This window comes from Streptomyces sp. NPDC020489, from assembly GCF_044386545.1.
In the GTDB taxonomy this organism is placed as follows: Bacteria; Actinomycetota; Actinomycetes; order Streptomycetales; family Streptomycetaceae; genus Streptomyces.
In genome coordinates, this window is the sequence record NZ_JBIRUZ010000008.1 from 15,542 (window position 1) to 37,586 (window position 22,045).

19 protein-coding genes are annotated in these 22,045 nt (G+C 71.7%); 12 read left to right on the forward strand and 7 right to left on the reverse strand.

Going from position 1 to position 22,045, the window contains the following annotated elements:
- The first annotated feature begins 165 nt into the window (after positions 1–165).
- Both ACH41F_RS22205 and ACH41F_RS22210 read left to right on the forward strand, forming a co-directional pair.
- A complete protein-coding gene (locus ACH41F_RS22205; protein WP_020116516.1) occupies positions 166–366 on the forward strand; it encodes an AlpA family transcriptional regulator in 201 nt (66 codons plus the stop codon).
- A gap of 123 nt (positions 367–489) precedes the next feature.
- On the forward strand, positions 490–1,056 hold the full coding sequence (locus tag ACH41F_RS22210) for a GNAT family N-acetyltransferase (RefSeq protein WP_391235701.1): 567 nt from the start codon (positions 490–492) through the stop codon (positions 1,054–1,056).
- Here ACH41F_RS22210 and ACH41F_RS22215 read toward each other — a convergent pair.
- The gene (locus ACH41F_RS22215; protein WP_391235704.1) at positions 1,037–2,080 is read right to left on the reverse strand and encodes a zinc-binding dehydrogenase; all 1,044 of its coding nucleotides are present in this window, start codon (positions 2,078–2,080) and stop codon (positions 1,037–1,039) included. The two genes, ACH41F_RS22210 and ACH41F_RS22215, sit on opposite strands and share 20 nt — an antisense overlap.
- A 179-nt stretch (positions 2,081–2,259) precedes the next feature.
- Here ACH41F_RS22215 and ACH41F_RS22220 point away from each other — a divergent pair, with 179 nt between their 5' ends.
- Together ACH41F_RS22220 and ACH41F_RS22225 are read left to right on the forward strand one after the other, a co-directional pair.
- Complete coding sequence (locus tag ACH41F_RS22220; RefSeq protein WP_391235707.1) at positions 2,260–2,499, forward strand: cation transporter; 240 nt, start codon at positions 2,260–2,262, stop codon at positions 2,497–2,499.
- 128 nt (positions 2,500–2,627) lie between these two features.
- Positions 2,628–4,904 carry a heavy metal translocating P-type ATPase gene (locus ACH41F_RS22225; protein ID WP_391235710.1) on the forward strand — a complete coding sequence of 759 codons (2,277 nt, stop codon included), beginning with the start codon at positions 2,628–2,630 and terminating at the stop codon, positions 4,902–4,904.
- 652 nt (positions 4,905–5,556) lie between these two features.
- Here ACH41F_RS22225 and ACH41F_RS22230 read toward each other — a convergent pair.
- From ACH41F_RS22230 to ACH41F_RS22240, 3 genes are all read right to left on the reverse strand, one after another.
- On the reverse strand, positions 5,557–6,846 hold the full coding sequence (locus ACH41F_RS22230) for a citrate synthase (protein WP_391235713.1): 1,290 nt from the start codon (positions 6,844–6,846) through the stop codon (positions 5,557–5,559).
- 233 nt (positions 6,847–7,079) lie between these two features.
- On the reverse strand, positions 7,080–9,344 hold the full coding sequence (locus tag ACH41F_RS22235; protein ID WP_391235716.1) for an ATP-dependent RecD-like DNA helicase: 2,265 nt from the start codon (positions 9,342–9,344) through the stop codon (positions 7,080–7,082).
- A gap of 53 nt (positions 9,345–9,397) precedes the next feature.
- The gene (locus ACH41F_RS22240; protein ID WP_391235719.1) at positions 9,398–9,763 is read right to left on the reverse strand and encodes a hypothetical protein; all 366 of its coding nucleotides are present in this window, start codon (positions 9,761–9,763) and stop codon (positions 9,398–9,400) included.
- A gap of 201 nt (positions 9,764–9,964) precedes the next feature.
- On the opposite strand from ACH41F_RS22240, the gene ACH41F_RS22245 reads away from it, so the two are divergent.
- The 5 genes from ACH41F_RS22245 to rbsD all read left to right on the forward strand — a co-directional run bounded on the left by ACH41F_RS22245 (position 9,965) and on the right by rbsD (position 15,811).
- Complete coding sequence (locus ACH41F_RS22245; protein ID WP_398837066.1) at positions 9,965–11,002, forward strand: LacI family DNA-binding transcriptional regulator; 1,038 nt, start codon at positions 9,965–9,967, stop codon at positions 11,000–11,002.
- A complete protein-coding gene (locus tag ACH41F_RS22250; protein ID WP_398837068.1) occupies positions 10,999–12,522 on the forward strand; it encodes a sugar ABC transporter ATP-binding protein in 1,524 nt (507 codons plus the stop codon). The genes ACH41F_RS22245 and ACH41F_RS22250 overlap by 4 nt, the downstream gene beginning before the upstream one ends.
- On the forward strand, positions 12,512–14,452 hold the full coding sequence (locus ACH41F_RS22255; RefSeq protein WP_398837069.1) for a substrate-binding domain-containing protein: 1,941 nt from the start codon (positions 12,512–12,514) through the stop codon (positions 14,450–14,452). The genes ACH41F_RS22250 and ACH41F_RS22255 overlap by 11 nt, the downstream gene beginning before the upstream one ends.
- Positions 14,453–14,519: 67 nt before the next feature.
- The gene (locus ACH41F_RS22260) at positions 14,520–15,422 is read left to right on the forward strand and encodes a PfkB family carbohydrate kinase (RefSeq protein ID WP_391235732.1); all 903 of its coding nucleotides are present in this window, start codon (positions 14,520–14,522) and stop codon (positions 15,420–15,422) included.
- The gene (gene rbsD / locus ACH41F_RS22265) at positions 15,419–15,811 is read left to right on the forward strand and encodes a D-ribose pyranase (RefSeq protein ID WP_391235735.1); all 393 of its coding nucleotides are present in this window, start codon (positions 15,419–15,421) and stop codon (positions 15,809–15,811) included. The genes ACH41F_RS22260 and rbsD overlap by 4 nt, the downstream gene beginning before the upstream one ends.
- A gap of 174 nt (positions 15,812–15,985) precedes the next feature.
- Here rbsD and ACH41F_RS22270 read toward each other — a convergent pair whose 3' ends face one another.
- From ACH41F_RS22270 to ACH41F_RS22280, 3 genes are read right to left on the reverse strand one after another with little or no spacing between them, the layout of a single operon-like run.
- Complete coding sequence (locus ACH41F_RS22270) at positions 15,986–16,816, reverse strand: sugar phosphate isomerase/epimerase family protein (RefSeq protein ID WP_398837072.1); 831 nt, start codon at positions 16,814–16,816, stop codon at positions 15,986–15,988.
- Positions 16,813–17,967 carry a dihydrodipicolinate synthase family protein gene (locus ACH41F_RS22275; RefSeq protein ID WP_398837073.1) on the reverse strand — a complete coding sequence of 385 codons (1,155 nt, stop codon included), beginning with the start codon at positions 17,965–17,967 and terminating at the stop codon, positions 16,813–16,815. The genes ACH41F_RS22270 and ACH41F_RS22275 overlap by 4 nt, the downstream gene beginning before the upstream one ends.
- Positions 17,964–19,115 carry a Gfo/Idh/MocA family oxidoreductase gene (locus ACH41F_RS22280; RefSeq protein ID WP_391235741.1) on the reverse strand — a complete coding sequence of 384 codons (1,152 nt, stop codon included), beginning with the start codon at positions 19,113–19,115 and terminating at the stop codon, positions 17,964–17,966. The genes ACH41F_RS22275 and ACH41F_RS22280 overlap by 4 nt, the downstream gene beginning before the upstream one ends.
- Before the next feature lie 293 nt (positions 19,116–19,408).
- Between ACH41F_RS22280 and ACH41F_RS22285 the strand changes: the two genes are divergently transcribed.
- The 3 genes from ACH41F_RS22285 (at position 19,409) to ACH41F_RS22295 (ending at position 22,034) form a co-directional block, all read left to right on the forward strand.
- On the forward strand, positions 19,409–20,455 hold the full coding sequence (locus ACH41F_RS22285) for a substrate-binding domain-containing protein (protein ID WP_391235744.1): 1,047 nt from the start codon (positions 19,409–19,411) through the stop codon (positions 20,453–20,455).
- Positions 20,456–20,771: 316 nt separating this feature from the next.
- Entirely contained in the window at positions 20,772–21,371 is a 600-nt protein-coding gene (locus tag ACH41F_RS22290; protein WP_398837074.1) for a dihydrofolate reductase family protein, read from the forward strand.
- Positions 21,372–21,680: 309 nt separating this feature from the next.
- Complete coding sequence (locus tag ACH41F_RS22295) at positions 21,681–22,034, forward strand: GNAT family N-acetyltransferase (RefSeq protein WP_398837076.1); 354 nt, start codon at positions 21,681–21,683, stop codon at positions 22,032–22,034.
- The last annotated feature ends 11 nt before the right edge of the window (positions 22,035–22,045 follow it).

Genomic DNA, 22,045 nt, shown 5'->3' on the forward strand with positions numbered 1-22,045 from the left:
GTCGCGTATACGCGGGTCTTGCGTCACACGCGGTGCACAGGCCCTGACCTGCGGTCACGCTGCGTCGTTCACCGGGCACAGGCTTTGTGATCGCCAGCGCAGCGCCCGGTACCCCCGACGGCCGTTCCCGGCCGCCGCCGCGGTGCGCGCGGGGAGGTGCCACTCATGACCGACCGAAGGCTCTGGTCGTACAAGGAGATCGCGGCGCACATCCGGGTGCAGCCGGACACCGTGCGCTCGTACCGCAAACACGGGCTGTTGCCGCCACCCGACCATGTCGAGGGCGGCAAGCCGTTCTGGTACGCGGACACCGTGCGGGCCTGGGTCGCCTCGCGGCCGGGCAACCGCGGGCGCAGAGAGGACTGACCCGGCCTCCCCGCCGTCCCGGGTCGTGGCGAGCGGGTGCCCGCGGGTTCGTGGCTCGCGGGCAGCCGGCGCCCCGCGGAAAACGCCGGGCCGGAAGGAGGCCGGCTCTGGCACAGTCCCGCCATGAGCGACTTCTCCGTCAAACCCGTGCTGGCCGGTGAGAAGACCGTGCTGCGTCCGTTCGTCCAGGCCGACGCCGAGGCCATGGGGGAGATCCTCGGTGACGCCGAGGTCCGCCGCTTCACCGGCGACCCGGCCGACGAACTCACCCCGGAACGCCTCCGGGCCTGGTACGGCTCCCGCGCCGACCAGCCCGACCGGCTCGACCTCGCCGTGTGCGACCCCGTCAGCGGTGAGGTCCTCGGCGAGGTCGTGCTGTACGAGTGGGACCCGGCCGCCCGCAGCTGCACCTTCCGCACGCTGATCGGGCCGCGGGGGCGCGACCGGGGGATCGGGACGGAGGCGGTCCGGCTCCTCGTCGGCTACGCCTTCGAGCACCTCGCGCTGCACCGCGTCCAGTTGGAGGCGTACGCCTTCAACCACAGGGCGCTGCGCGTGTACGAGAAGGTCGGCTTCGTGCGGGAGGGGCTCCGGCGGGAGACCGAGTTCAAGAACGGCGCCTGGGTCGACGAGGTCGTCATGGGCCTCCTCGACCACGAGTGGGCCGCCCTCACCGCCACGGCTCGATGACCGTCACCCCCGCCCCCGGCGCCGTCCCCGTCGCGGCCAGCGCCGCGGGCGCCGCGTCCAGGCCGATCGCGGACGTCACCAGCAGATCGGGCCGCAGGAGACCCGCCCGGACCAGCTCCAGCATCGGCGGGTAGGTGTGGGCGGCCATGCCGTGGCTGCCGAGGAGTTCCAGCTCCAGGGCGATCGCGCGGGCCATCGGGACGGGGGTCGTGCCCGAGGGTGACGGGAGCAGGCCCACCTGGAGGTGACGGCCGCGCCGGCGCAGCGAGTTGACCGAGGCGGCGCAGGTGACGGGTGAGCCGAGGGCGTCCAGCGAGAGGTGGGCGCCGCCGCCGGTCAGATCACGGACCGCCGCCGCCGTGTCCTCGGTCCGGGACGCGTCCACGCACTCCACGGCGCCGAAGGTCCGCGCCAGGTCGAGCGCCCGGGGCGACACGTCCACCGCCACCACCCGCGCCCCCGACGCCGCCGCGATCATCACCGCCGACAGCCCGACCCCACCGCAGCCGTGCACCGCGACCCACTCCCCCGCGGCGACCCTGCCCTGCTGCACGACCGCCCGGAACGCCGTGGCGAACCGGCAGCCCAGCGCTGCCGCGGTGGCGCAGGACAGGTCGTCGGGGATCGCCACCAGGTTCACGTCCGCGTGGTCCAGGGCCACGTACTGGGCGAAGGAGCCCCAGTGCGTGAAGCCGGGCTGGGTCTGGTGCGGGCAGATCTGGTGATCCCCCGCGGCGCAGGTGGGGCAGGTGCCGCAGGCGCACACGAAGGGGACGGTGACGCGGGCGCCGGGGCGCCAGTGGTTCACCTGGGCGCCGACCGCCTCGATCACACCGGCGAGCTCGTGGCCGGGGACGTGCGGGAGCGTGATGTCCGGGTCGTGGCCCTGCCAGCCGTGCCAGTCGCTTCTGCACAGACCGGTGGCCTCGACCCGTACGACGACACCGTGCGGTGCCGGCCGGGGATCGGGGAACTCGCGCACCTGAAGCGGCCCGCCGTACTGCTCGAACACCACTGCCCGCATGAATGGGCTCTCCCGTCGCCGTTTCCTCCGCGGGTACATCGTGGCCGGTCGCGCGCGTTCCCGCGCCCCCCTCGAAGGGGAGCGGACGCCGGCACGGCGCGAGCCCTCTTGGAGAAATACCCCCTAGGGGTATAGGCTGGGGGACACAGAACGTCACACACCTCATCGAGGAGAACGACATGAGCGCCCAGACCGACACCCAGGGTTCCGTCACCGCGGTCTACAAGGTGAGCGGAATGAGCTGCGGACACTGCGAGGGCTCCGTGTCCGCCGAGATCTCCGAGATCGCGGGCGTCAGCTCGGTGAAGGCCGTCGCGTCGACCGGCGAGGTCACCGTGGTCTCCGAGGCGGCGCTGGACGAGGCGGCGGTCCGGGCGGCCGTGGACGAGGCCGGGTTCGAGCTCGTCGGCAAGGCCTGACCCGGAACGGACCGCGCCGATCGCGAAGGCGTCGAGCCACGACGGGCCGTGCAGCGTCCACGGCACCCTCGTGGCTCGACGCGCAGTTCCCGCGCCCTGAAGGGCGCTCCCCCACCCGGAGTACGAAGATGGCCGGCACCCCCCACCCTCCGACGACCCCCGCCTCCGAGGTCGAGCTGCTCATCGGCGGGATGACCTGCGCCTCCTGCGCCGCCCGCGTGGAGAAGAAGCTCAACCGGATGGACGGGGTCACCGCCACGGTGAACTACGCCACCGAGAAGGCGAAGGTCACCTACGCCGAGGGGGTCGGGGTCGCCGACCTGATCGCGACGGTGGTGAAGACGGGGTACACCGCCCAGGAACCCGCGCCGCCGCGCGAGGAACCCCCGGCCGAGGGCCCGGAGTCGGCCTCGCTGCGACAGCGTCTCGTCGTCAGCGCGCTCCTCGCCGTCCCGGTCGTGCTGCTGTCGATGATCCCCGCCCTCCAGTTCGACAACTGGCAGTGGCTCGCGCTCACCCTCGCCTCCCCCGTCGTCGTCTGGGGCGGCCTGCCCTTCCACAGGGCCGCCTGGACCAACGCGCGGCACGCCGCGGCCACCATGGACACCCTGGTCTCGCTGGGCACACTGGCCGCCTTCGGCTGGTCGCTGTGGGCGCTGTTCCTCGGGGACGCGGGGATGGCGGGCATGAAGGACGAGTTCGCGTTCACCGTCTCCCGCGCGCAGGGCACCTCGACCATCTACCTCGAAGTGGCCGCCGGGGTCACCGCCTTCATCCTCCTCGGCCGCTACCTGGAGGCCCGTTCCAAGCGCCGCGCGGGGGCGGCGCTGCGGGCGCTGATGGAGCTGGGCGCGCGGGACGTGGCCGTGCTGCGACCCGAGGAGGGCGAGCGCGGCGCGCTCCCGGTCGAGAGCGGCGGCGGGAGACGGGCGGGCGAGCGCGAGGTGCGGATCCCGGTGGACCGGCTGGTGGTCGGGGACCGGTTCGTCGTACGGCCCGGGGAGAAGATCGCCACCGACGGCACCGTCGTCGAGGGCGCCTCCGCCGTGGACGCGTCCATGCTGACGGGCGAGTCGGTGCCGGTGGACGTGGGCGCGGGGTCCGCCGTCGCGGGCGGGACCGTGAACGTCGGCGGGCGGCTCGTCGTGGCGGCCACGCGCGTGGGCGCCGACACACGGCTCGCGCGGATGGCGAGGCTGGTGGAGGAGGCGCAGAACGGCAAGGCGGAGGTGCAGCGGCTCGCCGACCGGATCTCCGCCGTGTTCGTACCGGCGGTCGTCCTGATCGCCGTCGCCACCTTCGGGGCCTGGCTCGGCGTCACCGGGGACACGGGCGCCGCGTTCACCGCCGCCGTCGCCGTTCTGATCATCGCCTGCCCGTGCGCCCTCGGGCTGGCCACGCCGACCGCGCTGATGGTGGGCACCGGTCGGGGCGCGCAGCTCGGCATCCTCATCCGGGGTCCCGAGGTGCTGGAGTCCACCCGCCGCGTCGACACCGTCGTCCTCGACAAGACCGGCACCGTGACCACCGGACGGATGACCCTGCGGGAGGTCCACGCCGCCGAGGGCACCGACGAGAAGCAGCTGCTGCGGCTCGCGGGCGCCCTGGAGCACGCCTCCGAACACCCCGTGGCCCGGGCGGTCGCGGCCGGCGCCGAGGAGCGCGTGGGGCCGCTGCCGGAGGTCGAGGGGTTCGAGAACGTGCCGGGGCGTGGCGTACGCGGCCGCGTGGAGGGCCATGACGTGGCCGTGGGGCGCCTCTACGACGTCCTGCCGCCGGAGTTGGCCCGCGCCAGGGAAGAGGCCGAGAGCGGCGGCTGTACGGCCGTGGTGGTCGGCTGGGACGGCGTGCCGCGCGGTGTGGTGGCCGTCGCCGACGCGGTGAAGGAGACCAGCGCCGAGGCGGTGCGGCAGCTGCGGGCGCTGGGGCTGACGCCGGTGCTGCTGACCGGGGACAACCAGGCGGTCGCGGCGGCGGTGGCCCGGCAGGTCGGGATCGAGCGGGTCGTGGCCGAGGTGCTGCCCGAGGACAAGGTCGACGTCGTACGGCGGTTGCGGGACGAGGGCCGGGTCGTCGCGATGGTCGGGGACGGCGTCAACGACGCGGCGGCGCTCGCCACGGCGGACCTGGGTCTGGCCATGGGGACGGGGACGGACGCGGCGATCGAGGCGAGCGACCTGACGCTGGTGCGCGGGGACCTGCGGGTGGCCGCCGACGCGATCCGGCTGTCACGGCGGACGCTGGGCACGATCAAGGGCAACCTCGTGTGGGCGTTCGGCTACAACGTGGCCGCGCTGCCGCTGGCCGCCGCGGGACTGCTGAACCCGATGATCGCGGGCGCCGCGATGGCGTTCTCCTCGGTCTTCGTGGTGACGAACAGCCTGCGGCTGCGCGCATTCCGTTGAGGGGCCCCTCTGGAGTCCGGCGCGCCACTCACATAAGCTCTTCACAAGGCTCGCGCATCATCCTTACGCTGAGGCCTCGATCGACGTATCGGGCCCCTTGCGTATTTTTCGGACATATGCAAGAGACGCAGATCACAGTGACGTGAACGTAACCATCGAAGGGCTTCGAAGGTCTAAGTTTGCGATGTCAGGCCGCGTCTTGGGGGGCGCATCCTGGCATCTGGGGATGTCTTGGGGGACTTCCTCAGAGATGCGTTGCCGGGACACGTACGCCGGGAAGCTTTGAGCGGCCCTCCCGACCGTGCGCTGTCCCGGCAGATCGCACACAGAGCAGTACGGCGACTTTTGCTCGTTCTGCTCAACGGCAGTACCTGGCAGTACCGGAAGACAGCGAATTCAGGCGCTGGTCTCTCAGACGCCCGGCCGGATCCCGTGGGGGGAATCCGCACCGGGACATGGGAAGGCGCCCTGGTCGTCGGCCCGTGGGGGGACTGGCGCCGGGGCGCCTTCTTCTTTGTACGCCCGGACACGCGCCTCTGCCCGCTCGGGTACGCGCCTTTGTGCGCCCGGCTGCGCGCCGCTCGCATGCGCCCGGACACACGAAGGCCCCGCACACTCCTGGTGTGCGGGGCCCGGTCGTCTCAGAGGCGGGTCAGCGCTCTTCGACGGGGACGAAGTCGCGCTCGACCACGCCCGTGTAGATCTGGCGGGGGCGCCCGATGCGGGAGCCGGGCTCCTTGATCATCTCGTGCCACTGGGCGATCCAGCCCGGGAGGCGGCCGAGGGCGAACAGGACCGTGAACATCTCGGTCGGGAAGCCCATGGCCCGGTAGATCAGGCCGGTGTAGAAGTCGACGTTCGGGTAGAGGCTGCGCGAGACGAAGTAGTCGTCGGAGAGCGCGTGCTCCTCCAGCTTGAGGGCGATGTCCAGCAGCTCGTCGGACTTGCCCAGCGCCGAGAGGACGTCGTGCGCGGCGGCCTTGATGATCTTCGCGCGCGGGTCGAAGTTCTTGTAGACCCGGTGGCCGAAGCCCATCAGCCGGACGCCGTCCTCCTTGTTCTTCACCTTGCGGATGAAGGAGTCGACGTCGCCGCCGGAGGCCTGGATGCCCTCCAGCATCTCCAGCACCGACTGGTTGGCGCCGCCGTGCAGCGGGCCCCACAGGGCGGAGATGCCGGCGGAGATCGACGCGAACATGTTCGCCTGGGAGGAGCCCACCAGGCGGACGGTCGACGTCGAACAGTTCTGCTCGTGGTCGGCGTGCAGGATGAGGAGCTTGTCGAGCGCCGAGACGACGACCGGGTCGAGCTCGTACTCCTGCGCCGGGACCGAGAACGTCATCCGCAGGAAGTTCTCGACGTAACCGAGGTCGTTGCGCGGGTAGACGAACGGGTGACCGATCGACTTCTTGTACGCGTACGCCGCGATGGTCGGAAGCTTGGCGAGCAGCCGGATCGTCGAGAGGTTGCGCTGGTTCTCGTCGAAGGGGTTGTGGCTGTCCTGGTAGAACGTCGACAGGGCGCTGACCACCGACGACAGCATGGCCATCGGGTGCGCGTCGCGCGGGAAGCCGCGGTAGAAGTTCTTGACGTCCTCGTGCAGCAGGGTGTGCTGCGTGATCTCGTTCTTGAACGAGGTGAGCTCGTCGACGGTCGGGAGCTCGCCGTTGATCAGCAGGTAGGCGACCTCCAGGAAGGTGGAGCGCTCGGCCAGCTGCTCGATCGGGTAGCCGCGGTAGCGGAGGATGCCCGCCTCGCCGTCGAGGTAGGTGATGGCGGATTTATAGGCCGCGGTGTTGCCGTAGCCGCTGTCCAGCGTCACCAGACCGGTCTGGGCGCGGAGCTTGCCGATGTCGAAGCCCTTGTCGCCGACGGTGCTGTCGATCACCGGGTAGGTGTACTCGCCATCGCCGTACCGCAGTACTACTGAGTTGTCGCTCACGTCTTCCCTCACCCGACGTTGTGCCTCATCTTCGAGGTTGCCCTGACTGTCTCTACCATCCCCCATTCGGCGCAGGAGAGTGCACTGGGGGTCGACCATTGGGCCTATCGGCGGCACTCAGTGCCGCCAACTTGCCCATCCTGCCCCTCCCGACCCGGTTCCGGAAGGGCTCTGTGACCTTCATGACTCATTTGATCGATCATTTTTCGTGATGCGTGGCACCGCGTCCCGTCTCACCCCCGCAGGGGGCCGGGTGAGAGGCGGAAATCCAGGGCGGTGCAGCGCCGCCCCGCCGACACCGTGCGCACCGCCTGACCGATCGCCTTGCGTGAACCGACGAGCACGACCAGCTTCCTGGCCCGGGTGACCGCCGTGTAGAGCAGATTCCGTTGAAGCATCATCCATGCTCCGGTGGTGACGGGGATGACCACGGCGGGATATTCACTGCCCTGGGAGCGGTGGATGGTCACCGCGTACGCGTGGGCCAGTTCGTCCAGTTCGTCGAATTCGTACGGCACCTCCTCGTCCTCGTCCGTCAGCACCGTCAGGCGCTGGTCGACCGGGTCGAGCGAGGTGACGACGCCGACGGTGCCGTTGAAGACGCCGTTCTCGCCCTTCTCGTAATTGTTGCGAATCTGGGTGACCTTGTCGCCGACCCGGAACACCCTTCCGCCGAACCGCTTCTCGGGCAGCTCGGGCCGCCCCGGCGTGATGGCCTGCTGCAACAGGCCGTTGAGGGTGCCGGCGCCGGCGGGGCCGCGGTGCATGGGGGCGAGCACCTGGACGTCCCGGCGCGGGTCGAGCCCGAACTTGGCCGGAATTCGCCGGGCGGCGACGTCCACGGTGAGCCGGCCGGCCTCCTCGGTGTCGTCCTCGACGAAGAGGAAGAAGTCCCGCATGCCGTCGGTGACGGGGTGCTGCCCGGCGTTGATCCGGTGGGCGTTGGTGACGACACCGGACTGCTGGGCCTGCCGGAACACGCGGGTGAGGCGCACCGCGGGGATCGGGCCGCCGTCGGCGAGCAGGTCGCGCAGGACCTCCCCGGCGCCGACGCTCGGCAACTGGTCCACGTCACCGACGAAGAGCAGATGCGCCCCCGGCGGGACCGCCTTCGCCAGCTTGTTGGCGAGCAGCAGGTCCAGCATGGACGCCTCGTCGACCACGACCAGGTCCGCGTCGAGGGGACGGTCCTTGTCGTACGCCGCGTCGCCGCCGGGCTTGAGCTCCAGCAGGCGGTGGACGGTGGAGGCCTCGGCGCCGGTGAGCTCGGCCAGGCGCTTGGCGGCGCGTCCGGTGGGCGCGGCGAGGACGACCCGGGCCTTCTTGGCGCGGGCCAGCTCCACGATCGAGCGGACCGTGAAGGACTTGCCGCAGCCGGGGCCGCCGGTGAGGACGGCGACCTTCTCGGTGAGCGCCAGTCTGACCGCGGCCTCCTGCTCGGGGGCGAGGTCGGCGCCGGTGCGGCCCTTCAGCCAGGTCAGCGCCTTGTCCCAGGCCACGTCCCGGAAGCCCGGCATGCGGTCCTCGTCGGTGCGCAGGAGGCGCAGCAGCTGGGCGGAGAGGGAGAGTTCGGCGCGGTGGAAGGGGACGAGGTAGATCGCGGTGACGGCCTCGCCGTGCTCGCCGGGGACCTTCTCGCGGACGACGCCGGGCTCCTCCCCCTCCTCGGAGGGCGCCGCGAGTTCGGCGAGGCACTCGATGACCAGGCCGGTGTCGACCTGGAGGAGCTTGACCGCGTCGGCGATCAGCCTCTCCTCGGGGAGATAGCAGTGCCCCTGGTCGGTGGACTGCGACAGGGCGTACTGAAGGCCCGCCTTGACGCGCTCCGGGCTGTCGTGCGGGATGCCGACGGACTGGGCGATCCGGTCGGCGGTCAGGAAGCCGATGCCCCAGACGTCGGAGGCGAGCCGGTAGGGCTGGTTCCTGACGACGGAGATCGAGGCGTCGCCGTACTTCTTGTAGATGCGCACGGCGATGGAGGTGGAGACCTCCACGCTCTGGAGGAAGAGCATGACCTCCTTGATCGCCTTCTGCTCCTCCCAGGCGTCGGCGATCTTCTTGGTGCGCTTGGGCCCCAGGCCGGGCACCTCGATCAGCCGCTTCGGCTCCTCCTCGATGATCCGGAGGGTGTCCAGGCCGAAGTGCTGGGTGATGCGGTCGGCGAAGACCGGGCCGATGCCCTTGACCAGGCCCGAGCCGAGATAGCGGCGGATGCCCTGGACGGTGGCGGGCAGGACGGTGGTGTAGTTCTCGACGGTGAACTGCTTGCCGTACTGCGGGTGGGAGCCCCAACGGCCCTCCATGCGCAGGGACTCGCCGACCTGGGCGCCGAGCAGCGCGCCGACGACCGTGAGCAGGTCGCCGCCGCCCCGGCCGGTGTCGACACGGGCGACCGTGTAGCCGTTGTCCTCGTTGGCGTACGTGATGCGCTCCAGCACGCCTTCGAGCACGGCGAGCCGGCGTTCGCCGTCGCCCCCGCCCACCGTCCGATTGGCCATGATCCGACGGTACCGCCCGCCACCGACAGTCCCGCCGGGGCCGCGGCCCGCCCCTATCCGGCGTGCTCCTTCACGTAGTTGATGACCGTCTCGAACTCCTCCGTCGGGGAGAACTCCACGAGATCGCAGTCCTCCAGCGCCTCCGGCACATGGCCGGGACCCCAGTAGTAGGCCTGGCCCGCCTCGTAGTCCTCCGAGCCCGAGGCGGTGCGGATGCGCACCTTGCCCTTGAGCAGGTAACCCCAGTGCGGGCACTGGCAGGCGTCGTCGGGCATGCCCTTGAGGGCCGGTCCCAGGTCGGTGCCCTGGGGCAGGTGGAAGTAACCGATCGACATGCCGCCGCCGATGGGCGCCATGCGCAGTTCGATCCCGTCGCCCTCCACGGCGACAGGGACGTCGTTCCGGGCCATGGACGTCATGTCTCCTCCGTCTCCGGCCCCGCGGGGCCTGGACGCGACTCTCCGCTCCTTCCAGCCTGATCCGCCCGGCCGCCGACCGCGACGTCACGATCCGGTCTCGGGGTCTTGCCATCATCCGTGTAATCGATTCCAATCCTCTGGACACATCGATGTAATCGATTCCATGCGTTTCCCGAAGTTCCACGAGGAGGTGGAGCGGCGATGGCGAGCATCAAGGACGTCGCTGCCGAGGCCGGGGTGTCCGTCGCCACGGTGTCGCGCGTCCTGAACGACCATCCGTCGGTCAGCGAGGACGCACGCGCACGCGTGCTGGCCGCTGTCGAGACCCTGGGCTACCGCCCCAACGCCGTCGCCCGGTCGCTGCGCACCGACCAGACCCGCACCCTCGGTCTGGTCATCAGCGACGTGATGAACCCCTACTTCACCGAACTGGCCCGCTCCGTCGAGGAGGAGGCCCGCGCGCTGGGGTACAGCGTCATCATCGGCAACGCCGACGAGCGGCCGGACCTCCAGGACCACCATGTGAGGACCCTGCTGGACCGCCGTATCGACGGTCTGCTGGTCTCCCCCACCGACGGCGGCTCCCCGCTGATGCTGGACGCCGCGCGCGGGGGGACGCCGATGGTCTTCGTGGACCGGTGGATCCCGGGCGTGGACGTGCCGGTGGTACGGGCCGACGGGCGCGCGGCCGTACGGGACCTGGTCGCGCATCTGCACGCGCTCGGGCACCGGCGGCTCGCCATCATCGCGGGACCGGCGGCCACCACCACCGGTCGCGAGCGCGTGGAGGCCTTCCGGGACGCCCTGCACGCGCACGGGCTCGACCTCCCCGACGCCTACACGGGACAGGGCGACTTCCAGGCCGAGAGTGGCCGCCGGGTCACCGAGGGCTTCCTCGACCTGCCCGAGCCGCCCGAGGTCGTGTTCGCGGCCGACAACCTGATGGCGCTCGGCGCCCTCGACGCCGTACGCGCGCGTGGGCTGCGGGTGCCCGAGGACCTCGCGCTCGCCGCGTTCGACGACATCCCGTGGTTCGTGCACACCGACCCTCCGATCACCGCGGTCGCCCAGCCCACGGGCGAGCTGGGCCGGGCCGCCGTGCGCGCGCTCGTCGACCGCATCGAGGGGCGGCCCCCGCGGTCCGTCACCCTCCCCGCCCGTCTCGTCGTACGCCGCTCGTGCGGCGAGCAGCCGGCCTCCCCCGGGCCGGCACCCGCACAGAACAGGAGCCAGTCGTGAGCAACCCGGACGAGTTGCTGCGCATCGAAGGCATCAGGAAGACCTTCCCCGGCGTGGTCGCGCTCGACGGCGTCGACTTCGATCTGCGGCGCGGCGAGGTGCACGTCCTCCTCGGGGAGAACGGCGCGGGCAAGAGCACCCTCATCAAGATGCTCTCCGGCGCCTACACCCCGGACGGCGGGCGGATCCTGGCCGCCGGCAAGGAGGTGCGCATCCAGGGCGCGCAGGACTCCGAGCGCCTCGGGATCGCCACCATCTACCAGGAGTTCAACCTCGTGCCCGACCTCACGGTCGCCGAGAACATCTTCCTGGGCCGCCAGCCGCGCCGCCTCGGCATGATCGACCGGGGGCGCATGGAGGCCGACGCGGAGGTGCTCCTCGCGCGCGTGGGCGTCGACGTCTCGCCCCGCGCGCGGGTGCGGGAACTCGGCATCGCCCGCCTCCAGATGGTCGAGATCGCCAAGGCGCTCAGCCTGGACGCGCGCGTGCTGATCATGGACGAGCCGACCGCCGTGCTCACCTCCGAGGAGGTCGACACGCTCTTCACCATCGTGCGCACGCTGCGCGAGGACGGGGTGGGCATCGTCTTCATCACCCACCACCTGGAGGAGATCGCCGCCCTCGGGGACCGGGTCACCGTCATCCGCGACGGCAGGTCCGTCGGGCAGGTCCCGGCGACGACCCCCGAGGACGAGCTCGTACGCCTCATGGTGGGCCGCTCGATCGAGCAGCAGTACCCGCGTGAAGTGCCCGAGAAGGGCGCCGCGTTGCTCACCGTCGAGGGGCTGACACGGGACGGCGTCTTCCACGACGTCTCCTTCGAGGTGCACGCCGGTGAGGTCGTCGGCATCGCCGGGCTGGTCGGCGCCGGCCGTACCGAGGTCGTGCGGGCCGTGTTCGGTGCGGACCCCTACGACCGGGGCGCCGTGAAGGTCTCCGGGACGCCGCTGAAGGGGCACGACGTCAACTCCGCCATGGCGGCCGGCATCGGGCTCGTCCCCGAGGACCGCAAGGGCCAGGGGCTGCTCCTGGACGCCTCCGTCGAGGAGAACCTCGGTCTGGTGACGCTGCGCTCGGCCACGCGCGCGGGGCTCGTCGATCTCAAGGGGCAGCGGGAGAACGCGGCCCGGATCGCCGAGCAGCTCGGGGTGCGGATGGCCGGGCTCGGGCAGCAGGTGCGCACGCTGTCCGGCGGCAACCAGCAGAAGGTCGTCATCGGCAAGTGGCTGCTCGCCGACACCAAGGTGCTCATCCTCGACGAGCCGACGCGCGGTATCGACGTCGGCGCCAAGGTCGAGATCTACCACCTCGTCAACGAACTGACGGCCGCCGGTGCCGCCGTCCTCATGATCTCCAGCGACCTGCCCGAGGTGCTCGGCATGAGCGACCGGGTCCTGGTCATGGCCCAGGGCCGGATCGCGGGTGAACTCCCCGCGGACCGGGCCACCCAGGACGCCGTCATGGCCCTCGCGGTCAGCAACCCCACCACGATCGACAAGGAGGCCCCCCGTGGCCACTGACACGCTCAAAGGCACGACGGGCGCCTCGGGGCTGCGCCGGCTGCTCCTCGACAACGGCGCGCTCACCGCGCTGATCGTCCTCGTCATCGCCATGTCGGCGCTGTCCGGCGACTTCATGACGACGGACAACCTGCTCAACGTCGGCGTCCAGGCGGCCGTGACCGCCATCCTCGCCTTCGGTGTGACCTTCGTGATCGTCTCGGCGGGCATCGACCTGTCGGTCGGCTCGGTCGCCGCGCTCTCCGCCACCGTCCTCGCCTGGAGCGCCACGTCCGAGGGCGTGCCGGTGGTCCTCGCCGTCCTCCTCGCCGTCGCGACCGGCATCGCCTGCGGCCTGGTCAACGGTTTCCTGATCTCGTACGGGAAACTGCCGCCGTTCATCGCGACGCTCGCCATGCTGTCCGTGGCCCGCGGTCTGTCCCTGGTGATCTCGCAGGGCTCCCCCATCGCCTTCCCCGAGTCCGTCTCGCACCTCGGTGACACGCTCGGCGGCTGGCTGCCGGTGCCGGTGCTCGTGATGCTGGTGATGGGTCTGCTCACGGCGTTCGTGCTGGGCCGGACGTACATCGGGCGTGCGATGTACGCGATCGGCGGCAACGAGGAGGCGGCCCGGCTGTCCGGGCTGCGGGTGAAGAAGCAGAAGCTCGCGATCTACGCCTTCTCCGGTCTGTTCGCCGCCGCCGCGGGCATCGTGCTCGCCTCCCGGCTCTCCTCCGCGCAGCCGCAGGCCGCGCAGGGCTACGAGCTCGACGCGATCGCCGCGGTCGTCATCGGCGGCGCCTCGCTGGCCGGTGGTACCGGCAAGGCGTCCGGCACGCTGATCGGCGCGCTGATCCTCGCGGTGCTCAGGAACGGGCTCAACCTGCTGTCGGTGTCCGCGTTCTGGCAGCAGGTCGTCATCGGTGTCGTCATCGCGCTGGCCGTGCTCCTGGACACCGTGCGGCGCAAGGCCGGGGCGACCCCGGTCACGGCGAGCGGGACCGGCGGCAAGGGCAGGCAGGCGGCGACCTACCTCCTCGCGGCCGTGGTCGCGGCGGCGGTCGTCGGGGCCACCTCCTTCCTGCACAGCGGTTCCTCGGACGCGGGGAAGTCGCAGCGGATCGGGCTGTCCCTGTCGACGCTGAACAACCCGTTCTTCGTGTCCATCCGCTCCGGCGCGCAGGCCGAGGCGAAGCGGCTGGGCGTGGACCTGACCGTGACCGACGCGCAGAACGACGCCTCCCAGCAGGCCAACCAGCTGGAGAACTTCACCAGTTCGAGGCTCGGCACGATCATCGTCAACCCGGTCGACTCCGACGCGGTCACCCCGGCGGCGAAGGCCGTGAACAAGGCGGACATCCCGCTGGTCGCCGTGGACCGCGCGGTCAACAACGCCGCCACCGCCGCCCTCGTCGCCTCCGACAACACCACCGGCGGCAAGCTCGCCGCCAAGTCGCTCGCCGAGAAGCTGGGCGGCAAGGGCAGGATCGTGATCCTCCAGGGCCAGGCCGGCACCTCCGCCAGCCGGGAGCGCGGCGCCGGCTTCGCGGAGGGCCTGAAGGCCTACCCGGGGATCGACGTCGTCGCCAAGCAGCCCGCCGACTGGGACCGCACCAAGGGCCTGGACGTCATGACCAACCTGCTCCAGGCCCACCCGGACATCTCCGGTGTCTTCGCGGAGAACGACGAGATGGCGCTCGGCGCGATCAAGGCGCTGGGCTCCAAGGCCGGAAAGTCCGTCCAGGTCATCGGCTTCGACGGAACCGGCGACGGTCTCAAGGCCGTCACGGCAGGCACGTTGTACGCGTCCGTGGCGCAACAACCGTCCGAACTGGGCAGGATCGCCGTACGGAACGCGGTGAAGGCCGCCGAGGGCGAGAAGGTCGAGAAGTCGGTGATGGTGCCGGTGAAGGTGGTCACGAAGCAGAACGTGGCCGGCTTCACGGGCTGAGGACAGCGGGCGGACGGTTCCCTTGAGGAGCCGTCCGCCCGAAATCACTTACCAGGGGAGCATTCTCATGTACGACTACGACCTCCTGGTCGTAGGGTCGGCCAACGCCGACCTGGTGATCGGCGTCGAGCGCCGGCCGGCGGCCGGGGAGACCGTGCTCGGCTCCGACCTGGTCGTCCACCCGGGCGGCAAGGGCGCGAACCAGGCGGTCGCGGCCGCCCGGCTGGGTGCCCGTACGGCACTCCTCGCCCGGGTCGGCGACGACGGGCACGGCAGGCTGCTGCTGGACTCGCAGCGCTCGGCCGGGGTCGACACGGTGGGCGTGCTGGTGGGCGGGGCGCCGACCGGGGTCGCGCTGATCACGGTGGACCCCTCGGGGGACAACAGCATCGTGGTGTCGCCGGGCGCCAACGGACGGCTGACGCCCGAGGACGTCCGGACCGCGAGCAGCCTCTTCCACGCCTCGCGGGTGGTCTCGACGCAACTGGAGATCCCGCTGGAGACGGTCGTGGAGGTCGTGCGGAACCTGGCGCCGGGCAGCCGTTTCGTGCTGAACCCGTCGCCGCCGCGGCCGCTGCCCACGGAGGTGCTGGCCGCGTGCGACCCGCTGATCGTCAACGAGCACGAGGCGAAGGTGATCCTCGGCGCGTCCGCGGTCGGGGACGCGCCCGAGGACTGGGCGCGGATCCTGCTCGCGAAGGGGCCGCGGTCGGTGGTCGTGACGCTGGGCGCCGAAGGTGCGCTGGTCGCGTCCTCGGCGGGGGTGGCCCGTATCGCGCCCGTGACGGTGGACGCGGTGGACACCACCGGCGCGGGCGACGCGTTCACCGCGGCGCTGGCCTACCGGCTGGGCGCGGGCTCCTCCCTCAGCGAGGCGGCGGCGTACGCGGCCCGGGTGGGCGCGGTGGCCGTCACCAGGCAGGGTGCGCAGGCGTCCTTCCCGACGGCGGCGGAGGTCGACGCGCTGTGAGGAGGGCGGGAATCCTGAACCGTCATCTCTCCGGCGCCCTCGCCGAGTTGGGCCATGGCGACGGGGTGCTGGTGTGTGACGCCGGGATGCCGATACCCCAGGGCCCCCGGGTCGTGGACCTCGCCTTCCGGGCCGGGGTGCCGTCGTTCGCGGAGGTGCTGGAGGGGCTGCTGGAGGAGCTGGTCGTGGAGGGCGCCACGGCGGCGACGGAGGTACGGGACGCCAATCCGGCGGCGGCGCGGCTGCTGGACGGGCACTTCCCGCAGGGCCTGGAGCTGGTCGCGCACGAGCGGCTGAAGGAGCTGTCGGCGGGCGCCCGGCTGGTCGTGCGCACGGGCGAGGCGCGGCCGTACGCGAATGTGCTGCTGAGGTGCGGGGTCTTCTTCTGAGCCGCCCGGAAACCTTCGAGGGGGCCTGGTCCGTCGACCAGGCCCCCTCGGGTCTCCCCTCCGTATCAGAACCCCCGCGATCCCCCCAGATCCCCTCCCCAGAAGTCCTGATGCCACGTACGACCCGCGAGGTGGAGGGAGGGTTGCACGGATTCCCAAGAAATTTTTACGCGATCACGAGACGTGCTCCACGAACCGCGCCGCCGTCTCCGCCAGCACCTCGCGCCCGTCCCGTGCCCACAGGACGTCGTTGAAGAGCTCGACCTCGATGGCGCCGGTGTAGCCCGCCGCGGTCACGTGTCCGAGCCACTCGCGCATGTCGATCGCGCCGTCGCCGATCTGCCCGCGGCCGGTGAGGACGCCCTCCGGCAGGGGGGTCGTCCAGTCCGCGAGCTGGAAGGTGTGGATACGGCCGCCCGCGCCCGCGCGCGCGATCTGTGCGGGCGCGTGGTCGTCCCACCAGATGTGGTACGTGTCCACGGTGACGCCGACCTGGTGGGCGGGGAAGCGCTCCGCCAGGTCGAGGGCCTGGGCGAGGGTCGAGACCACACAGCGGTCCGAGGCGTACATGGGGTGCAGCGGCTCGATGGCCAGCCTCACCCCGCGCTCCTCGGCGTACGGGCCCAGCACCGACAGGGCGTCCGCGATGCGCTCGCGGGCGCCGTGCAGGTCCTTGGAGCCGGCCGGGAGGCCACCGGAGACCAGCACCAGGGTGTCCGTGCCGAGCGTCGCCGCCTCGTCGACCGCACGGCGGTTGTCCTCCAGGGCCGCCGCGCGCTCCTCGGGGTCGATCGCCGTGAAGAAACCGCCGCGGCACAGGGTGGTGACGGTCAGCCCCGCGTCGCGGACCAGCTTGGCCGTCTCCTCGACGCCGTACGTCTGGACGGGCTCGCGCCACAGGCCGACGTTGACGACGCCCAACCGGCCGCAGACGTCGGCCAGTTCCGGCAGGGACAGCTGCTTGACCGTCATCTGGTTGATGGAGAAGCGGGACAGGTCGGTCACTGGGTCACCCCGTACAGGGACAGCAGGTTCTTCATGCGCTCCTCGGCCAGCTTCGGGTCCCGGAACAGGCCCAGGCCGTCGGCGAGTTCGTAGGCGCGCGCGAAGTGCGGCAGGGAGCGGGCCGACTGGAGGCCGCCGACCATCGTGAAGTGGCTCTGGTGGCCGGCCAGCCAGGCGAGGAAGACCACGCCCGTCTTGTAGAAGCGGGTGGGCGCCTGGAAGAGGTGCCGGGACAACTCGACCGTGGGGTCGAGGAGTTCGCGGAACCCCTTGGCGTCACCGGTGTCCAGCACGCGGACCGCCTCGGCGGCGAGCGGGCCCAGCGGGTCGAAGATGCCGAGCAGGGCGTGGGAGAAGCCCTGCTCGTCGCCCGCGATCAGCTCGGGGTAGTTGAAGTCGTCCCCGGTGTAGCAGCGCACGCCCTGCGGAAGGCGGCGGCGGATGTCGATCTCGCGCTGCGCCTCCAGCAGGGAGACCTTGATGCCGTCGACCTTGTCGGGGTGGGCGGCGATGACCTGGAGGAAGGTGTCGGTCGCCGCGTCCAGGTCGGACGAGCCCCAGTAGCCCTCCAGGGCCGGGTCGAACATCGGGCCCAGCCAGTGCAGGATGACCGGCTCGGTGGCCTGGCGCAGCAGGTGGCCGTAGACCTCCAGGTAGTCCTCGGGACCCTTGGCCGTGGCGGCGAGGGCGCGGGAGGCCATCAGGATGGCCTGGGCGCCGGACTCCTCGACGAGGGCGAGCTGCTCCTCGTAGGCGGCGCGGACCTCGTCCAGGGTCGCCGGGCCGGTGAGCTGGTCGGTGCCGACACCGCAGGCGATCAGACCGCCGACCGACCTGGCCTCGGCGGCGCTGCGGCGGATCAGCTCGGCCGCGCCCGCCCAGTCCAGGCCCATCCCGCGCTGGGCGGTGTCCATCGCCTCGGCGACGCCGAGTCCGTGGGACCACAGGTGGCGGCGGAAGGCGAGGGTGGCGTCCCAGTCGACGGCGGCGGCGGAGTCGGGGGTGGTGTCGGCGAGCGGGTCGGCGACGACGTGCGCCGCCGAGAAGACCGTACGGGAGGTGAAGGGGGTGCCGGAGGTGGCGGCGAAGGGCTCCTGGCGGGGCTCGTAGGCCCTGAATCCCCCCTTGAAGTCAGGGAGTTGGATCGTCACAGCGAGACCTCCGGGACGTCGAGGCGGCGGCCCTCGGCCGAGGACTTCAGGCCCAGTTCGGCCAGTTGGACGCCGCGGGCGCCGGCGAGGAGGTCCCACTGGTAGGGGGCGTCGGCGTAGACGTGCTTGAGGAAGAGCTCCCACTGGGCCTTGAAGCCGTTGTCGAACTCGGCGTTGTCCGGGACCTCCTGCCACTGGTCCCGGAAGACCTCGGTGGCGGGGATGTCCGGGTTCCAGACCGGCTTGGGGGTGGCGCTGCGGTGCTGGACGCGACAGGTGCGCAGGCCCGCGACCGCCGACCCCTCGGTGCCGTCGACCTGGAACTCCACGAGCTCGTCGCGGTGGACGCGCACGGCCCAGGAGGAGTTGATCTGGGCGATGGCGCCGCCCTCCAGCTCGAAGATGCCGTAGGCGGCGTCGTCGGCGGTGGCGTCGTAGGGCTTGTCGTTCTCGTCCCAGCGCTGCGGGATGTGGGTGGCGGTCAGGGCCTGGACGGACTTCACGCGGCCGAACAGCTCGTGGAGCACGTACTCCCAGTGCGGGAACATGTCGACGACGATGCCCCCGCCGTCCTCGGCGCGGTAGTTCCAGCTCGGGCGCTGGGCCTGCTGCCAGTCGCCCTCGAAGACCCAGTAGCCGAACTCGCCGCGGATCGAGAGGATCCGGCCGAAGAAGCCGCCGTCGATGAGCCGCTTCAGCTTGAGCAGGCCGGGCAGGAACAGCTTGTCCTGGACGACGCCGTGCTTGATGCCGGCCGCGTTCGCCAGGCGGGCCAGCTCCAGGGCGCCCTCCAGGCCGGTGGCGGTGGGCTTCTCGGTGTAGACGTGCTTGCCCGCCGCGATCGCCTTCTTGATCGCCTCCTCGCGCGCGGAGGTGACCTGGGCGTCGAAGTAGATGTCGACGGTCGGGTCGGCGAGGACGGTGTCGACGTCGGTCGCCCAGTGCTCCAGGCCGTGCTGTTCGGCGAGTGCCTTGAGCGCGTGCTCGCGGCGGCCCACCAGGATCGGCTCGGGCCACAGCACGGTGCCGTCCCCGAGGTCGAGGCCGCCCTGTTCGCGCAGGGCCAGGATGGAGCGGACCAGGTGCTGGCGGTAACCCATCCGCCCGGTCACACCATTCATGGCGATACGCACCGTCTTGCGTGTCACGGCAGTCCCTTCGTAGGAGTCGTACGCAGCTTTCGTACGCGGTCGTGGGCGCCGCGTACGCCTCTACTGGTGAGCGATACAGCAAGCGCTTTCTATCATGGTAGAAGCTAGCCTCTGGGCAGCGGTCCGGACAAGACCGTGACGGGGTTGAGTTGTTCGAGGGGGCGAACAACCGGGGGTGGGGGCCTTAAGGTCTGGGTGGCCTGGTCCGCACGGCCCGCACGAAACCAATGCCGTGCGCCTGTGCGTGTACAACGAGGTACGACTGAGATGCGCGACCGGAGGACGACTAGATGACGGTGACCCTGGCGGACGTGGCGGCGCGCGCCCAGGTCTCGCCCGCGACGGTGTCGCGCGTGCTGAACGGGAACTACCCCGTCGCCGCGACCACCCGGGAACGCGTGCTGCGGGCCGTGGACGAACTGGACTACGTACTGAACGGGCCGGCCAGCTCACTGGCCGCGGCCACCTCCGACCTGGTCGGGATCCTCGTCAACGACATCGCCGACCCCTTCTTCGGGATCATGGCCGGCGCGATCCAGTCCGAGATCGGCGGGCCCGGCGGGCGCGCGGGCGGTGAGCGGCTGGCGGTGACCTGCAACACCGGGGGCTCCCCGGAACGCGAGCTGACCTATCTGACCCTGCTCCAGCGCCAGCGCGCGGCGGCGGTCGTGCTGACCGGCGGCGCCGTCGAGGACGTCCCGCACGCGGCGGCGGTCGCGGCGAAACTGCGCAAGCTGGAGGACGCCGGGACGCGGGTGGTGCTGTGCGGGCGGCCGCCGGCGCCGGACACCCCGGCGATCGCGCTGACCTTCGACAACCGCGGGGGCGGGCGGGAGCTGACCGAACACCTCATCGGCCTCGGCCACCGCCGGCTCGGCTACATCGCGGGGCCGGAGGAGCGCACCACCACCCGGCACCGGCTGGAGGGACACCGGGCCGCGCTCGCCGACGCGGGGATCTCGGAGGATCCGCGCTGGACCGTGCACGGGCGGTACGACCGGCGGTCCGGGTACGAGGCCACGCTGGAGCTGCTGCGGCGGGACCCGTCCCTCACGGCGGTCGTGGCCGCGAACGACTCCGTGGCGCTGGGGGCGTGTGCGGCGCTGCGGGACTCGGGGCTGCGGATTCCGGACGACGTGTCCGTCGCCGGGTTCGACGACCTGCCGTTCAGCATCGACGCGGTGCCGGCGCTGACGACGGTGCGGTTGCCGTTGGCGGAGGCGGGGGCTCGGGCGGGGCGGATCGCGATGGGGCGGGAGGAGGCGCCGCCCGGGGGGATCGCGGTGATCCGGGGGGAGTTGATGGTTCGGGGGTCTTCGGGGGCGCCTCGGGGGTGAGGGGTGGGGGTTGGGGGGTGCGGGGGCTCTGGGCCCTGGTTGTTTTCGCCCCCGCCGCCCCTACCCGTCCCGTCCCCAGGGGCTGCCGCCCCTTCGGCCCCGCCTCCTGGGGGCTTCGCCCCCAGACCCCGTCGGCCCTGGACGGGCCTCGTGCTCAAACGCCGGACAGGCTGAAGGCGTGCGAGCGGTACAAAGTTCCTCAGCAGGCTGCGATGAGTTCCGCGGCGTCCCCCGGTCTCATTGCCGTAACCGATCAACACAGCAGCGCCGATCGACGCGGTACCGATCCGCGGCCGGCCCCACCGGAGGGAATCCCATGCGCATCGTGGTCAGCGAGTTCATCAGTCTTGACGGTGTGGTCCAGGCGCCCGGCGGTCCGCAGGAGGACACCGACGGCGGGTTCACGCACGGCGGCTGGTCGCACCCGTACTTCGACGAGGAGGTGCTCGGCCCGGCGTTCACCGAGGGGATGGAGCGGGCGGAGGCCCTGCTGTACGGGCGTCGGACGTATCTGACGATGGCGGGGGCCTGGCCCGAGCGGGCCGGGGACCCCTTCGCGGACCGGCTGAACTCGCTGAAGAAGTACGTGGTGACCGACACCCTCGGCGACGACGAGCTGACGTGGAACAACACCGAGCGGATCCCCGGCTCCCAGGCCGTCGAGCGGATCCGCGCGCTGCGCGAGACCGAGGGCGGCGAGCTGGCGATGATGGGCAGCCCCACCCTGGTGCGCACCCTCCTCGCCGAGGGCCTGGTGGACGAGCTCCAGCTCATCGTGATGCCGGTGATCCTCGGCGGCGGCAAGTCGATCTTCCCGGAGGACGGCGGCAAGCGCCCCTTCGAGCTGGTGTCCACGGTGGCCGGCAAGACGGGCGTGCAGCTGTGCGTGTACCGGCCCGCGGGGAACGAGGGCTAGAGCTGGAGCCAGAGCTAGCGCTGGAGCTGGAGCTGGTGTCGCGGGACTGGGTGGGCAGGCGCGGGCGGGCGTGGGCTCGTCGAGCGTGCCCCCGCGCGCCGAGACCCCCGGCGGCGGCGCGTCACGCTCGCCACTCGCGGCCGGGAGGCCGTCGCGCTGCCCGTCGAGCGGGCGGACGAGGCCGTGGGGCGCTGTCGGCCACGGTGCCGTCCGCCGGTCGGCCGCGGCGAGGGACACCGTCCGCGGGCCGCTCTCCGACGGCCGCCCTCCCCGCCGCAGAGGACGTCCTGCCGCGCGAGCCCGGCCCGGGTGACCGCCGAGTACGGCTGGCACGTCGGCTACGAGGGGCTGGTGGCCCGGATCGTCGCCGCGCTCGACGGCCGGGCTGTGGGGTGCGTGATGTGCGTACGGGACGCGCCGCCGGTCACGCGTCCGGCTGCGGCTGCTGCATCGCTGGTCGAACCTCAGGCGCGCGGCCTCGGCATCGGCATCGGAGGCCGACTGGTGGCCGCCGGCGTCGACCTCGCGCGCGGCGTCCGCTGTCGCCGCCTGGTCCCGGGGACCAGCGACATGCCCAGCCCGGCCCCTCGCCTCTCCCGGCGCCGCGGTTCCTCCTCGTCGCGAGACACCGCACCGCTCCTTCGGCCTGGGCCGGTGCCTTGAGCTGAGCGGGG

Excerpts from the sequence above, each read along its gene's own strand:
- ACH41F_RS22240 (WP_391235719.1), bottom strand. The coding sequence starts at position 9,763 with ATGACGTCCATGGCCCGGAACGACGTCCCTGTCGCCGTGGAGGGCGAC.
- ACH41F_RS22245 (WP_398837066.1), top strand. The coding sequence starts at position 9,965 with ATGGCGAGCATCAAGGACGTCGCTGCCGAGGCCGGGGTGTCCGTCGCC.
- ACH41F_RS22220 (WP_391235707.1), top strand. The coding sequence starts at position 2,260 with ATGAGCGCCCAGACCGACACCCAGGGTTCCGTCACCGCGGTCTACAAG.
- ACH41F_RS22260 (WP_391235732.1), top strand. The coding sequence starts at position 14,520 with ATGTACGACTACGACCTCCTGGTCGTAGGGTCGGCCAACGCCGACCTG.
- ACH41F_RS22285 (WP_391235744.1), top strand. The coding sequence starts at position 19,409 with ATGACGGTGACCCTGGCGGACGTGGCGGCGCGCGCCCAGGTCTCGCCC.
- ACH41F_RS22290 (WP_398837074.1), top strand. The coding sequence starts at position 20,772 with ATGCGCATCGTGGTCAGCGAGTTCATCAGTCTTGACGGTGTGGTCCAG.
- ACH41F_RS22215 (WP_391235704.1), bottom strand. The coding sequence starts at position 2,080 with ATGCGGGCAGTGGTGTTCGAGCAGTACGGCGGGCCGCTTCAGGTGCGC.
- ACH41F_RS22205 (WP_020116516.1), top strand. The coding sequence starts at position 166 with ATGACCGACCGAAGGCTCTGGTCGTACAAGGAGATCGCGGCGCACATC.
- ACH41F_RS22225 (WP_391235710.1), top strand. The coding sequence starts at position 2,628 with ATGGCCGGCACCCCCCACCCTCCGACGACCCCCGCCTCCGAGGTCGAG.
- ACH41F_RS22235 (WP_391235716.1), bottom strand. The coding sequence starts at position 9,344 with ATGGCCAATCGGACGGTGGGCGGGGGCGACGGCGAACGCCGGCTCGCC.
- ACH41F_RS22210 (WP_391235701.1), top strand. The coding sequence starts at position 490 with ATGAGCGACTTCTCCGTCAAACCCGTGCTGGCCGGTGAGAAGACCGTG.